Here is a 15,035-nt window from a genome sequence, read left to right on the forward strand (position 1 = left end):
GCTGGCTTTTTGCAGGATCTGGCGATGGGAGTATACTTTATTAGGCGGCAACTCGCTGTTGTTGCTCTTCCTCTTTACGGGCGCCGTCGAGTTGGCGCTGCTTCAGGTAGCTGAACATAATCGGGACGAAGAACAAGGTGGTAACGGTGGCCAGCAGCAGGCCGCCAATTACGGCCCGGCCAAGCGGGGCGTTTTGCTCGCCACCTTCGCCTAAGCCGAGTGCCATGGGCAACAAACCAATAGTCATGGCCAGGGCCGTCATGAGCACGGGGCGCAGGCGGGTGAAACCGGCGTCGAGGGCGGCATCGCGCGGCGAGAGGTCGGGCTCTTCTTCGCGTCGTTCATTGGCAAAGGTGACCAGCAGAATACTGTTGGCGGTGGCCACGCCGATGCACATGATGGCGCCCATCAGGGAGGGCACCGAAAAGGTGGTTTGCGTGACGAACAGCATCCACAGAATACCCGACATGGCGCCCGGCAAGGCCATGATGATGATGAACGGGTCGAGCCAGGACTGAAAGTTCACGACCATCAGCAGGTACACCAGCGCAATAGCTCCTAGCAAGCCAATGCCAAGCCCAATAAACGAGGTATGCATGCTGTCGACCTGGCCGCGCACGGTGATGGTGGTGCCTTTGGGCAAGTCTTTGCGGGCTTCCTCCAGAATCTTATTCATGTCGGTGGCCACGCTGCCAAGGTCGCGGCCTTCTACGCTGGCGTACACATCTATCACGCGCTGAATGTTGTAGTCGCTGGCGAGGGCAGCGGTGGTGGCGCGGCGGGTGGTGGCAAAGCTACTGAGCAGCTGGGGCGCCAATTGCGAAGGGCCCGTGATGCCAATGGTTCTCAACTCATCGAGACTGGACAGGGCGCTGGGCGGCGTTTGCACGGCCACAATGTAGTTGACGCCCGTTTTGGGGTTGAGCCACTGATTAGGCGTAGTCTGGGTGCTCGACGACAGATTAACCAGCACGTTGTTGGCAATGTCGCGCTGGGAAAGGCCCGCTTGCTGGGCCCGCACCCGGTCCACATCGAGGCGCATTTGGGGCAGGTCGAAAGCCTGGTACACGAAGGCATCGACCACCCCCGAGGTTTTCGCCATTTGCTCCCTGATTTTGGTGGCAATCTTGTAGTTGGCCTCCACATTCTTGCCCGTCACCTGGATATCGATGGGCGCCGGCAAGCCGAAGTTCAACGTTTGGTTGACGATATCGGCCGGCTGAAAAAACACCTGCAAATCAGGATATTGCTGATTGATGCGACGGCGAATTTCGGTGATGTACTCGGCCGTCGACCCGTGCTCTTCCTTCATCGACACCAGAATTTCTCCGTCGCCGGCCCCAATCACGGGGTTATCGCCCATGAGCAGGTTCAGCGGCACTACGGGCAAGCCAATATTGTCGAGCACCAGATCCAGTTCTTCGGCCGGAATAACGGCGCGAATAATCTTTTCCACTTCCGCAAAGCGGCGCTCGGTTTCCTCGAGGCGGGTACCCGTAGGGGCGCGCACGTGCAAGCGGAGCTGGCCGGCATCTACCCTAGGAAAGAAGTTTTGCCCGATAAACGGGTAGAGGCAGCCCGAACTAATAAACAGCACGGCAAAGCACACCACCACCAGGCGGCGATGATCAAGCACCCAATCGAGGGCGTCGCGGTAGCCTTCGCGGAACTTCTCGAACCGGTGGTCGAAGGCTTTGTGGATGCGCCACACCCAACTCTTCTCGATGCCTTTGGCGGCTTCCCGCTCGGCGTCGGTGATGGGGTGCTCTTCTTCCTCGGCACTCACCGTGGGGTGCTCCCGCTCTAGCTGCTCGCGGCGGAGCTGGCTGAGTCGAACTTCGGCTTCACTTACGGTCTGGCCGTCGCGCACTTGCTCGGTGGGCAGGTGGGCGCCGCCTTCGGCGTGGTAGATGGGCAGCTCCTTGCGCAGCAGAAACTGCACCATGGTGGGCACCAGCGTCCGGGAAAGCAAGTACGAAGCCAGCATGGCAAAAATAACGGCCATGGCCAGCGGCGTGAAAATGTACGACGCCACCCCCGACAAAAAGAACACCGGCACGAAGACTATGCAGATAGCCAACGTAGCCACCAGCGCCGGCGTCGCAATCTGCTGCGCCCCGTCCAGAATCGAGCGTTTCAGCCCTTTCTTCATGGCCATGTTGCGGTGGATGTTCTCGATTTCCACCGTCGCATCATCCACCAGGATGCCCACCGCCAACGACAGCCCGCTCAGCGTCATGATGTTGAGCGTTTGGCCGAGCAGCTTCATCACCACAATGCTGACCAGAATTGACAGCGGAATACTAAGGGCAATGATGAGCGTGGAGCGCCACGACCCGAGGAACAACAAAATCATCAGGCCGGTGAGGGCCGCCGCAATGCAAGCCTCGATGATGACGCCCTTGATGCTGGCCCGCACGAAAAACGACTGGTCGAACAGGAGCTTCAAATCCAGGCCCTCGGGGGCGTTGGCCAGCACATTGGGCAACGCCTGCTTGATGCCTTCGATAACATCGAGCGTGCTGGCTCCGCCGCTTTTGAGGATGGGCACGAAGGCCGTGCGCCGCCCGTTTTGCCGCACAATGTTTTGCTGCACCGCCGCCCCTTCGTGCACAAACGCTACGTCGCGCACGTACACCGTGGCCCCGTTCACTTCCTTGATGGGCAAATCGTTGAGAGTGGCAACTGCTTCAGGGCTGCTGTTGAGGCGCACATCGTACTCGCGGTTGCCAATTTTAGCGGAGCCAGCGGGCAGAATGATGTTTTGGCTGCTTATGGCCGTTACTACATCATTGGCCGACAAACCTTTTCCGGCCAGCGCGCTGGGGTTCAGGTCCACCATGATTTGTTTGGGTTTGCCGCCGTTGGGCAGCAGCAACGAAGCCCCTTTCACGATAGCCAAGCCCGGCCGGATATAGGCATTATTGGCGTCGTATAAGTCCGACTCCCCGAGCGTTTCCGACGACAAGCTGGCCTGGGCAATGGGCACGTTAGAGGCCGAGTACCGGATGATGTTGGGCGGCGTGATGCCGGGCGGCATAGTCCGCAGGATGGTCTGGGAAATGGCCGTGAGCTGGGCAACCCCCGCCGCCGGGTCGGAGCCGGGCTGGAAAAACACTTTGATGATGCCCACGCCCTTCAGGGCCTGCGACTCCATGTGCTCGATGTTGCTGACGGTGGTGGTGTAGGCGCGTTGGTTTACCACCAAAATACGCTTGTTCATTTCCTCGGCGCTCATCCCCGAGTAGGTCCAGACCACCCCTACCACCGGAATATTCACCTCCGGAAAAATGTCCACTGCCATCGTGCGAATGGTCATGATGCCACTCAGCAATATCAGCAGCGCCATAACCACGAACGTGTAAGGACGCGCTAGCGCCAACCGAACTATCCACATGCGGAAACAACCTGTTTGTTAGCTTATTGAAACTCTTCGATTCAGACCAGCAGAAAGCTATTTCAGCAAGCTATGGCTTCCACCTATCTTAAAAAATGATTCAGCACCAGTGCATCGCCTCTAGCTTCTATAAGAGTGAACCAGATTAATGGGCCAAAAAAGTTCTGCGTTGCTTCGAGCAACACCTACTTTATTTCTTGAGCCCACGCAATGACAAGGCAATCTTGGTAGTGTTGCACCTTTCTGTTGGAAGCATACGGGCCCGGCACTATAAAAGCTGGCTTTCAGCTAACTCGTTTACAAGAAACAAGAAAGCCGCTCTGTTGGCAGAGCGGCTCACGATTGACCTGGCGGCCTCTTGTTCTTGATGGGCTGGAAACGTTGCTCCCGCGGCTGCTTTTCGCTGAGGTAGCGCCAGTAGCGCAGCGGAATATGGCGGCGGTGCAGCTTCATGTTTTTGCGCTCCGGAATGTTAACATGGTCGAAATACGACTGCCAGAGCAGCTTAAACAGCGGCTCCCGCTCGTCGAGCACCGTGGCCGATATGTCGGTGCTGCGCTGCGGGGCGGTGGTTTCGAACTGCACCACGTCGGTGCGCTGGAGGTCATAGTAGAGGCCGTAGCGACGGCGCTTATCGAAGATTAGCCAGCGCTGGTCGGCGTAGCGCTTGGTGAAGTGCGGCGCAATCAGCGGCAACACGTCGAAATCCGGGTCGATGGTGGCGTGAAAGAGGTTGTCGCTGGTTTTCTCGAAGCGCACGAAGGCCTCCATGCGGTGCTTCTCCCGATACATCTGCTGCGCGATGTGCGCTACGCGGCGCACGTTGTCATCGGCGTAATTCTCGGCAATGTCGCGAACAGAGCGCATGGCTAAGTCGGCGTAGCGAAAGATTAGTAGCTCCCGATCCGGTTGCTCGCTCAGAAATACGTGGTAGAGCCGGGTGCGGGCCTCTTTGTCTAGGTGGCGCAACAGGCCGTCCCACACGCGGGTGGCGGTAGCCTCGTCGGTATCGATTTGCACGGGTTGGGCGAACAAGCCGCCTTGCACTTCTCCTAGCGGCTGAATGCTATTGGGAGCGGCCTTCCGGTCGTAGATGGCGAATAGCACCGTCAATAAGCCTTCAAACGAACCGTCATACGCATAATCCAACGGCGCATTGGTCAGCGCGGGTGCCGTAGGGCGGGGCGTAGCTGAAGCGGCGGCAAGAGTTGCTTTCCGGCGGTTGTAGGGCGTAAGGGAACGGCTCATTAAGTGCTAGGTAAAAGCTAGTAGCTACTGGCGGCGGGCTTTCAAGGAACAGCGTTAGACACCAGTAGTTTTCCAGAACATCCGGTACATATTACGCCTCAAGCCTACAGGAATGCTACCTTAAATTTCTTTGAGTATATGGCTGCCCCTGCGTCTGCAGAAACTCAAGCAGCAGCTTGTTTACGGCGCGGGGCTCTTCCTGGTGGAGCCAGTGGGTGGCATCCTTGAAATAGGTTAGCTCTCCTTTCTCGCACATAGTCAGGCTGAGGCAGCCTAACACAGGCTCAAGAAAAGCATCTCGCTGCCCCCACAACAGCCGCACGGGCACCGTGATGCGCCCCACTTTACCTGTCCGACCCGTTTTGCGGAAGGCCGCCCGGTACCAGTTGATCATGCCGGTAAGCGCGCCAGGTTGCGCCCACGCTTTTACGTACTGCTGCAAGTCATAGGAAGAAAACGTATCGGGCCGACTAGTACCTCGCAACGAAGCCCGCCCGAACAGGTATTCCTTGCGCCGAAACAGCTTCTCGGGCAACCACGGCAACTGGAAAAAGTAGATGTACCAACTTTTCAGCAGCTGCCGCGGGGCCTTCCGCAACGCGCGGCTAAGCACCGCCGGATGCGGCACATTCAGAATAGCCGCCTGCGCCACCCGCGCCGGGTAGCGCCCGGCCAGCCACCACGCCACGGCCGCGCCCCAATCGTGGCCGATGACAACTGCCTTGGCTTGGCCAGCCGCATCGAGCAAACCGATAATATCAGCTCCTAGTTTGTCGATGCGGTAGTTGGACACACCGGTTGGCTTCTCGCTCAGGTTGTACCCGCGTTGGTCGGGAACCCATACGCGGTAGCCAGCTTCCGCCAGCGCCGGAATCTGCTTGCGCCAGCTGTACCAGAACTCCGGAAAGCCATGCAGCAAAATAACCAGCGGCCCCTCGAGGGGGCCGCACTGTACCACATGCAGCGTAATGCCGTTGGTACGGACGTAATAATGCTCTATTTCGAAAGCCATGCTACGACGTACCTCATAGTAAGGCACAAGGTTATGGCTCAGCTAGTTGCTCAGGCCGCTTCCGACTGTGGTCTAGCTTGCGCGGCGTTGGCTTGCGCCGCTTCACGGTGGAGCTGCTGCACAATCGGCAACAGGTCGGAAAGCTTACAGCAACAGGCAATACGGGCCACTTTGGCAGGTTTTGCAGCTTCGAGGGAGGCCGCCGACGCGTCGGCGGCGCGATGAGAAATGGTCATGGTTCGTTTTTCGTTATTGGTTTTTGGCTGTTCGTTTTTAGCTGCTACACTTTGTTTTCCAAGGGTTTGGCACCGCGCGAAAAACAAAAAACCAACAACGAAAAACAGATTAACTGGCTTGGGCAAAAAGGTCGAGCTGTTGGGTAACAAGCGCCGAGCGTACCGAACCCGCGCCAAATAGAATCTGGCGGCGAATGGTTTGCTCGTCGTAATCACGCTTCTCCAGCGCCTGCCCGCGGCAGGTCAGGAAAAACTTGGCCCGCTTGAGTACCACCCCAAACTTGTGCAGATGGTCGAGGGTGATGGGGGCAAACCGCCGGGCGGCCACGATCCGTTTGGCGGAGCGCGCCCCTACGCCGGGGATGCGCAAGATCATTTCGTAGTCGGCGCTATTCACGTCCACCGGAAACACGTGGCGGTTGCGCAGGGCCCACGCCAGCTTTGGGTCCACTTCCAGGTCGAGGAAGGGGTGCGCGGGGTCCAGGATTTCGTCGGCCTGGAAACCGTAAAAGCGCATCAGCCAGTCGGTTTGGTAGAGGCGGTGCTCCCGGATGAGGGGCGGCTGCGTCAGCTGGGGCAGGCGGGCATCGTCGGTGACGGGGATGTAGCCCGAGTAGTACACGCGCTTCAAACCGTAGCCTTTGTAGAGCGAGTCGGTCAGATTGATGATTTCGAGGTCGTTTTCGGCCGAAGCGCCCACAATGAGCTGCGTGCTTTGGCCGGCGGTGGCAAACTGCGGCACCTTCTTGAAAAGCGCTTTCTCTTCTTTGTTTTTGGTGATGCCGTCCCGGATCTGGGCCATCGGGGTCAGAATCTCTTCGTAGTTCTTTTCCGGCGCCAGGTTCTGCAAGCTCATATCCGAGGGCAACTCGATGTTCACGCTCAGCCGGTCGGCGTACAAGCCTGCCTCCTGAATCAACTCTTCCGAGGCGCCCGGAATGGCTTTCACGTGAATGTAGCCGTTGAAATTGTGCTCGGTGCGCAACTTCTTGATGATGCGCACGAGGCGCTCCATGGTATAGTCGGGCGACGAGAAAATGCCGGAACTTAAGAACAAGCCCTCGATGTAATTACGACGGTAGAAGTTCATGGTCAGGTCCACCACTTCGTCCACGGTGAAGGCGGCGCGCTTCACGTCGTTGCTTTTGCGCGACACGCAATAGGCGCAGTCGAAGATGCAGTGGTTGGTGAGCAGGATCTTGAGCAGACTTACGCAACGGCCGTCTTCGGTGTAGCTGTGGCAGATGCCCATGCCTTCCGCATTGCCGAGGCCCTTGGATTCGTTTTTGCGCTTGCCACCGCTGCTCGAGCACGATACATCGTACTTCGCGGCGTCTGCCAAAATGCTTAGCTTTTCCTGAATGCGCTGGTCGTTCATTGGGCTGTATCTGGGCTTAAAAATAGAGGCTTGTGCTGAGATATGCACTATACTCCAAGACTAATTTCATTAGAAATGTTCCTCAACTGCGGAGTATTTGTCTTGCTTTATCAGACAACCACTTTGTTGTTCCGACGCAGGAGGAATCTGAGTAAGGTCGCTGAACGGCTTCCCTCAGATCCTCCTGCGTCGGAATGACAGTTGGCCTTTTTACCTCGTTTCAGAGGCGTTTTGCAACGATTTTCGTGTGGCAAACCTCCTTATAACACTGTAACTTGCAAGAGTTGGATTCCGCCTTATGAGGTATATGGTTTTGGTATGGGCGTTTTGGTGGCTTGGGGCCTTATCGGCCCTGGCTCAGAACGGCGTGCGTCCCGACACCACTCGTATTGTCGAGCCCACAGATACCGTTAGTCGCCCCGCTGTTCGCACCGACTCGCTGCGGCGGCGCTTCGACCAGGAGCGTTTGCTGAACGGCCTCAAGGCGTACACCCGGCGCAAAACTATTGCCGGTAAAGCCGCGGCGGTGCTTTTCAACTTCACGCCCCGCCACGAAGACCAGGCCGGCCTCGATGCCGCCTTGCTTGACCGCCAGTACGACCGGCACAGCTACAAAATCGTCCGGAGCATCAACATCAAAACCCTGACGGCGTTCGGCTACAGCATTTCCGATACCACCCGCACACCGCGCAACATTCTAGAGAAAACCGGCAACGCCCTCCACATGAAAACCTCCCGGGCCCGGGTGCGGCAAGTTTTGCTTTTCAAGGTAGGTAGGGAACTGGAACCGCAGGCGCTGGCCGAATCGGAACGTTTGTTGCGCCAAACCGACGAGCTGGTGGATGCGCGGGTATTCGTGAACGAGCGCACCAGCACCGCCGACAGCGTGGACGTGGAGGTCGTAACGAAGGATGTATTCAGTCTGAGCGGCTCGTTTGAAATACGCGACGTTGACGCAGCGGTGATTGGGCTAAACGACCAGAACTTTCTGGGCCAGGGGCACCGGTTTCGCAACCGGTACGAGTTTGGGCGTAACCAGCCCCAATCGTGGAGTTACATAGGCAGCTACCGCATTCCGTTTCGCAATTTTCTGTACGGTGAGGCCCGCTACCGCAACGAGTACCAAAATCATTCGAGCGGCATCACGCTCAGCCGGGATTTCTACTCCATCAATACCAAGTATGCCGGGGCACTGGCTATAAATAATTACAGCTACCGTCTGGTACTTGTGCCGCCACCCAATGGGCAAGAGCCGGTGTACTCTCCCATCAGCTACAGCACGCAAGACCTATGGGTGGGCCGCTCCCTCCCCCTGCGCAGCTATGACCTGGGCTACGAAAACCCCGGCCGGATGATTCTATCGGCCCGGCTCTTGCGCACGTATCACACGGTCCGCCCTAATACTGATTTCCTCAACGCCAGTGCCCTCCTGGGCACTGTGGGGTACAGTGTGCGGCGTTATTATAAAGACAAGTACCTGTTTGGGTTTGGGCGCACCGAGGACATTCCAACGGGGACCCTGCTGAGCGCCACGGTGGGCTACGAGCTCAACGATCAAGACCACCGCAACTACTACGGCGCCCGAATTTCAACTGCTAATTACAGTCCGCGCAAAGGGTATCTGTATCTGAGCGGGGAGTTTGGCTCGTACATGCGGCCCACCACCGGCGCCTGGCAACAAGGCCTGGTTAGTACGGAAGTACTGTACTTCACCCGCCTCTATCACACTGGCAACTATCAGTGGCGCCATTTTCTGTGGAACCGGTCGGCTATCGGGTTCAACCGCCTCTCCAGCGACCTGCCGCTTTCCATCGAAGGCGAAAGGGGCCTGCGCGGCTTCAAGTCGGTCAGCGACCTACGGGGCACCAGCCGGGTGGTTCTCAACTATGAAACCACGGTGTATACGCCCGTCTCGTTTCTGGGCTTCCGCTTGGCGGGCGTGCTTTTTGCCGACGTGGCTTGGCTCAATACGCGCTCGAAACGGATTCTACCCATCTACGAGAAGCCTTACACTGGTTTTGGGGTGGGCGTCCGTTTCCGCAACGAGTATACCCCCATTCGTGCTTTCCAGATTCTGTTCGGCTACTACCCCCGCGGCCTCACCACCGACAGCGGCTACCGCATCTACGAAAGCTCCCGCCCCTACTACGACTTCAGCGACTTCAGCTTCGGCCAGCCAAGCATCGCGCGGTATGAGTGATAGGAGCTAGGAGGGAGGAGCTAGGAGCCAAGAGCTTTTTTGCTCGTGCCCTCTAGCCTAGTCTCCTAGCTCCTAGCTTCTCACTCCTAACTCCTCCCTCCTACCGCCGATTGATGGCGTTCAGGTCTTCGAAAGCTTGCTTGAGGCGAGCAATGAAGGTTTCTTCGCCTTTGCGGAGCCATACGCGCGGGTCGTAGTACTTCTTGTTGGGCGAATCGGCACCGCTGGGGTTACCGATCTGGCTTTGCAGGAAGCCTTCGTTTTTCACGTAGTAATCCTTGATGCCTTCCCACAACGCCCACTGCAGGTCGGTGTCGAGGTTCATCTTGATGGCGCCGTAGCTGATGGCCTCGCGGATTTCCTCCTGGCTGGAGCCAGAGCCGCCGTGGAACACGAAATCAACGGGCTGCGGGCCGGTGTTGAAATGCTCCTGCACGTACTCTTGCGAGTTTTTCAGGATAACAGGCTGCAGCTTCACGTTGCCGGGCTTGTACACGCCGTGCACGTTGCCGAAAGCAGCGGCCACCGTGAAGCGGGGGCTTACCTCGCTCAACTCCTTGTAGGCGTAGGCTACTTCCGAGGGCTGCGTGTAGAGCTTGGAGCTGTCCACGTCGGAATTATCAACGCCGTCTTCCTCGCCGCCCGTCACGCCAAGCTCGATTTCCAGCGTCATGCCGATCTTGCTCATGCGCTCCAGGTAGCGCTTACAGATTTCGATGTTCTCTTCAATCGGCTCCTCCGACAAGTCCAGCATGTGCGAGCTGTAGAGGGGCTGACCGTACTGAGCGTAGTGCTTTTCGCCGGCGGCGAGCAGGCCGTCGATCCAGGGCAGCAGCTTTTTGGCGGCGTGGTCGGTGTGCAGAATCACGGGCACATTGTAGAGCTCGGCCATGAGGTGCACGTGCTGCGCCCCCGAAATAGCGCCGGCAATGCTAGCCCGCTGGTCGCCGTTGGGAATAGACTTACCAGCGAAGAATTGCGCGCCACCGTTGGAAAACTGGATGATAACCGGCGAGTTGACGCCAGCCGCCGTTTCCAGCACGGCGTTTACTGTATTGGTGCCCGTCACGTTGACGGCGGGAAGTGCGAAGGCATTGGCCTTGGCCACTTGAAACAGGGCTTGTACTTCGTCGCCGTGCAGGACGCCAGCCCGCAGGCCAGTAAGGGTTTGTTCAGCCATTGATTTGAAAGAAATATGAACAGGAAATGGGGAATCTACAGCCGCAAGTTTGCTTGGCCGGACCGGAGCTAACGTCACCGTTCACGTTCCGGCTACAGCGCCAAGTTAGGGGCTGCTAGCGTACAAAAGAAAGAAAGTCGAAAACTACCCCCATATAATCCACATTCGTGCAGACAGGATTAGTTGAACTTCCGCAGCCGAATGGGGTGGTCTTACAAACCGCTACACGGAATCTAGAGGGCCACCCCTTTAGCTGCGGCACCACAATAAACCATAGCGCGAAAGCCACACGAAGCCACAGAAAATCTGGTTCTCATTACTGCATAAACAGCTCGTTTGCGCTAGCGGTTCTAGATCTGGTAGGAAGGCAGGTCGCAGGTTATTTCTTCGGCGGGTAAGCTCACGGTAAACTCGGTGTACTGGCCTTCCTGCGTATCAACCAGCAGGTTGCCTTTGTGCATTTTGGTAACAATGTCGTAACTCAATGAAAGCCCAAGACCCGTACCCTGGCCCGTAGGCTTAGTGGTGAAGAAGGGCTGATAGATTTTTGACAGGATAGAGGAGGGAATGCCCGTGCCGTTGTCGCGCACCACTAGTTGCACCGCGTTGCTGCACCGGAGGGTGCGCACCAGCACTTCGGGTTTGTAGTCTTTGCCTTCCTGCGCTTGCCGCTTACAAACGGCATAAAAGGCGTTGTTGAACAGGTTGAGCAGCACGCGCCCCATGTCCTGCGGCACGACTTCAAGCAAACCCAAATCCGGGTCGAAGTCGGTGGTAAGTTTGGCACTGAAATCCGGGTTCTTGGCCCGCAACCCTTGATAGCTTAGGCGCATGAACTCGTCGGCCAAGGCATTGAGGTCGGTCAGGGCCCGCTCGCCGGTTCCGATGCGGGCGTGTTCCAGCATGCCTTGCACTATCGAGCCGGCCCGGTGGCCATGATGATGAATTTTCTCCAGCACCTCCGTTAGCTCGCCCAATAAGTCGCAGGTGTAGGTTTTTTGCGGAGCGGCAAGCACCGGCAACATTTCGTCTTTCAGCTCTAGCAGCAGCTCATTGGCCACTTCCGAGAAGTTCTTAACAAAGTTGAGCGGGTTCTGAATTTCGTGGGCAATGCCGGCCGTCAGCTCCCCGAGGCTAGCCATTTTTTCGCGCTGAATCAGCTGGTTTTGGGTGGCTTGCAGGTTGTGCAGGGTTTTTTGCAGGGCCGCGGTGCGTTGCTGCACCTTGCGCTCCAGCGTCTCGTTTTGCTGCGCTAGTAGTTGCTGTTTTTCCTGCTCCTGCGCCAGCATCTGCTGCGAGAGGTTACGCACCTGATTCAGCTTGATTTCCAGCAGCCGGCTGGCCCAGGCAAACTGCCGCGTCAGGTACAGCGAAATGGCCAGCACCGGACTCAAGAACACCGGGAAAGTGAGGATGGTACGCAAGGGCAACGACAGCACGTTTACTTGTAGCAGCGCCTGGTTGTAGCGCGAAATAAAACCGTACGCAAGCAACAAAACCAAGGAAACAGCAAACCCGGTGGCAATAATACCCGCGGCTTGCTTGGTTTGCCGCAACGCGCCCAGCGTCAGCCGCAACTGCTCGACCGTAACCAGCAGCATAAACCCCACGGTGGGGTACCAACTGTAGTGGTTGGCGAAGGTGAGCAACCCCAAACTCAGGAAATTGGCCGCCCACAAGCCCCGGTAGATACTACCAATGGGTACGCCAAACAGGCTGTACAATGCCCGCACCACCAGTATCCCTCCAGTTTGCAAGCACACATAAGAAAGAATATCAACCCCAATCCGAACATCAAGCCGGTGCACTTCATCTAAAAACCCCGTGCACGCAAAGCTGATGGCACCGGCCAGGGTGTAGAGGGTGAAAAAATAGTTGGCGCGCTGCGCCGGATTGTAGAGGTAGAAAGCCAGGTGCAGAACGCTCAGCAGCAGAAAAGCGCCAAAGAGCAGCATGTCCGACGTTTTGTAAGTGGCTTCCAGCTGATTGCTTTGCACCACCTGCTGCAGTCCTTCTAGTCGGGCCCGAAAAAACGAAGGCACAAAAAAGTCGCTGAACACACTGAAGCGGGGCCAAACCGCAAACCGCACGGCCAGCACCTGCTCTTCTGCCTCGCTCAGCTGCAACTCAATCGGCTCATCGTCGGGCCAGTAAGGCCGTACCTGCTTGGGGTCGGAGCTGAGGGTGCCGTACTGGCGCAGCAAGCGGCCGTTGAAGTAGATTTCCGAGGCCGCATATTGGCTGATACGCAAGACCAAGGCTTGTTTCCGCAAGGCAGGGCTCACCCGGAAGCGCAGCCGCAACCACCCCGAGCCGGCCTTTTCCACCTGGGGCAGGCTGTGCAGGCTCAGCGTAGGGTCAATGGGCTGCCACTGTAACTCGCTGAGGCCCGGCAACGCCCAGCGCGGGTTGTCGCCAGGATGAAACCGCCACCCTTGGTTGAGCACCAGGCCCTCGGCAGACATCTGCTGATAAGTTGCCACCGGGCCGGCTGCATTTGGCGCCGATGCTACGTTACTTGCTAGCAGAAACGCCCAAAACAATAGAAACAAAGCTTTCATAAGCGCCCACAAATACACTACCAGTCCCCTTCACAAGCCGTTCAAAAACCCACGCCGCGGAACTTAACTGTTAACCTTGGCTAGCAGCAGACGCACGTCGGACGACAACAAGGAATAGAAATGCGCAACTGTTTCTAAGTATAAATATACCATTCTGCTATATAACTTATTCTCCTCAAGAGAAACAATCTGTTACAAGCCAGCCAATCGGCTTTGGCCTGCTTAATAGCTGGTTGAGCTAACCGGAAACAGAAGTGTACCGGGTTGCGACGCGGACTTGTGCGGGGCTACTTGGCCTGAGTTGAACAGCTTTTCGGAGGCCAGTAAGCTCGCCATGCCAAGCCTCGCGCAACTACCCTTGCCGCAGGAACTGGTGTAACTTGACCCCAACCCAATGGCGCACTGCTTGGTTTAAGTGCTTGTTGCCGCCGCTTCGCTTACTTTCTTTGCTTTATGAAGTTGAAACTATACCTTTTGCCGTTGGCTTTGCCGCTGCTGACAGCAGCACCGGCCTGGGCGCAAGACGCGGCCCTCGATGCCCGCATAGCCAAGCTGGCCCGCCAGCAGGAAAAGAATGTGGTGGCCTGGCGGCGCGACATCCACCAGAACCCCGAGCTCAGCAACGAAGAAAAACGCACTTCGGCGCTGGTAGCTGACTATCTGCGCAAGCTCGGGATGGAGGTGCAAACCGGAGTGGCGCGCACTGGGGTCGTAGGCATTCTGCGCGGCGGCAAACCGGGGCCCGTAGTGGCGCTGCGGGCTGATATGGATGCCCTACCCGTAACCGAGCCGGCCGGGCTGGCCTTTGCCTCCACGGTGAAAGCGCAGTACAACGGCCAGCAGGTGGGCGTGATGCACGCCTGCGGCCACGACTCGCACACGGCCATGCTGATGGGCGCCGCCACGGTGCTGAGTGAGATACGCAAAGACCTGCCGGGCACGGTGAAGTTCATCTTCCAGCCGGCCGAAGAAGGGTCCTTGCCCGGCATGGTGGGCGGCGCCCGCCTCATGGTGCAGGAAGGCGTGCTCGACAACCCGAAAGTGGACGCCATTTTCGGCCTGCACGTGAGTGCGCAGCGCGAAGTGGGCACTATCGAGTACCGCTCGGGGCCGGAAATGGCCAGCTCGGATGTCTTCACCATCAAGGTGAAAGGCAAATCGGCACACGGCGCTACCCCGTGGTTGGGCGTGGACCCGGTGGTGGTTTCGGCGCAGATTGTGTTGGGCTTGCAAACCATTATCAGCCGGCAAACCGAGCTGACCGAGGATGCCGCGGTGCTGACGGTGGGCATCATGCAGGCCGGGGTACGCAACAACATCATTCCGGAGCAGGCCGAAATGGCGGGTACTATCCGCACCCTCAGCCCGGAAATGCAGCAGAAGGTGTGGGCTGCCATCCGGCGTACGGCCACCAACGTAGCGGAAAGCGCGGGCGCCACGGCCGAAGTGGACATTGTGAACTACGCGCCGGTTACCATCAACAACCCGCGCCTGACCGAGCTGATGCTGCCTTCGCTGCGCACGGCGGCCGGGGCCAGCAAGGTGCGGGAAACTAAAGCCTCGATGATAGCCGAAGACTTTGCCTGCTACCAGGAAAAAGTGCCCGGCTTGTTTGTGTGGCTGGGGGGTATGCCCGTAGGTGGCAACCCGGCCACTGCCGCCCCCCACCACACGGCCGGGTTCCACATCGAAGAAAGCGGATTCACCCTCGGCGTCACGACGCTGGCCACGCTGGCCGCCGATTATCTAACCAAAAAGAAGTAACGCTAAGCTCCTGCTTGGCGAGTGAACAAGGCGAATAGTTGGCGTATGCTGACGGTGCA

The 15,035-nt window shown here is 57.8% G+C and carries 9 protein-coding genes; 2 read left to right on the forward strand and 7 right to left on the reverse strand.

The genetic code is table 11. The annotated features are described in order from the left end of the window. Window positions 1-40: 40 nt before the first annotated feature. From VF639_RS22700 to VF639_RS22720, 5 genes are all read right to left on the reverse strand, one after another. Window positions 41-3,397 carry an efflux RND transporter permease subunit gene (locus VF639_RS22700; RefSeq protein ID WP_331148242.1) on the reverse strand — a complete coding sequence of 1,119 codons (3,357 nt, stop codon included), beginning with the start codon at window positions 3,395-3,397 and terminating at the stop codon, window positions 41-43. A gap of 336 nt (window positions 3,398-3,733) precedes the next feature. After that, window positions 3,734-4,645 carry a TIGR03915 family putative DNA repair protein gene (locus VF639_RS22705; protein ID WP_331148243.1) on the reverse strand — a complete coding sequence of 304 codons (912 nt, stop codon included), beginning with the start codon at window positions 4,643-4,645 and terminating at the stop codon, window positions 3,734-3,736. Window positions 4,646-4,760: 115 nt separating this feature from the next. Continuing rightward, window positions 4,761-5,657, reverse strand: a complete 897-nt coding sequence (locus tag VF639_RS22710; protein ID WP_331148244.1) for an alpha/beta fold hydrolase — start codon at window positions 5,655-5,657, stop codon at window positions 4,761-4,763. A 50-nt stretch (window positions 5,658-5,707) separates the two neighbouring features. Beyond that, on the reverse strand, window positions 5,708-5,893 hold the full coding sequence (locus tag VF639_RS22715; protein ID WP_331148245.1) for a hypothetical protein: 186 nt from the start codon (window positions 5,891-5,893) through the stop codon (window positions 5,708-5,710). Between the two features lie 109 nt (window positions 5,894-6,002). Then, entirely contained in the window at window positions 6,003-7,271 is a 1,269-nt protein-coding gene (locus VF639_RS22720; protein WP_331148246.1) for a putative DNA modification/repair radical SAM protein, read from the reverse strand. Between the two features lie 298 nt (window positions 7,272-7,569). On the opposite strand from VF639_RS22720, the gene VF639_RS22725 reads away from it, so the two are divergent. Beyond that, complete coding sequence (locus VF639_RS22725) at window positions 7,570-9,471, forward strand: BamA/TamA family outer membrane protein (RefSeq protein WP_331148247.1); 1,902 nt, start codon at window positions 7,570-7,572, stop codon at window positions 9,469-9,471. 100 nt (window positions 9,472-9,571) lie between these two features. Here VF639_RS22725 and fbaA read toward each other — a convergent pair whose 3' ends face one another. Further along, window positions 9,572-10,651: a class II fructose-bisphosphate aldolase gene (gene fbaA, locus VF639_RS22730; RefSeq protein WP_331148248.1), complete on the reverse strand. Its 1,080-nt coding sequence runs from the start codon at window positions 10,649-10,651 to the stop codon at window positions 9,572-9,574. 350 nt (window positions 10,652-11,001) lie between these two features. Beyond that, window positions 11,002-13,212, reverse strand: a complete 2,211-nt coding sequence (locus VF639_RS22735) for a sensor histidine kinase (RefSeq protein WP_331148249.1) — start codon at window positions 13,210-13,212, stop codon at window positions 11,002-11,004. Between the two features lie 453 nt (window positions 13,213-13,665). Here VF639_RS22735 and VF639_RS22740 point away from each other — a divergent pair, with 453 nt between their 5' ends. After that, window positions 13,666-14,976: an amidohydrolase gene (locus VF639_RS22740; protein ID WP_331148250.1), complete on the forward strand. Its 1,311-nt coding sequence runs from the start codon at window positions 13,666-13,668 to the stop codon at window positions 14,974-14,976. Window positions 14,977-15,035: the final 59 nt, after the last annotated feature.

It is taken from the genome of Hymenobacter sp., from assembly GCF_036387835.1.
Taxonomy (GTDB): Bacteria; Bacteroidota; Bacteroidia; order Cytophagales; family Hymenobacteraceae; genus Hymenobacter.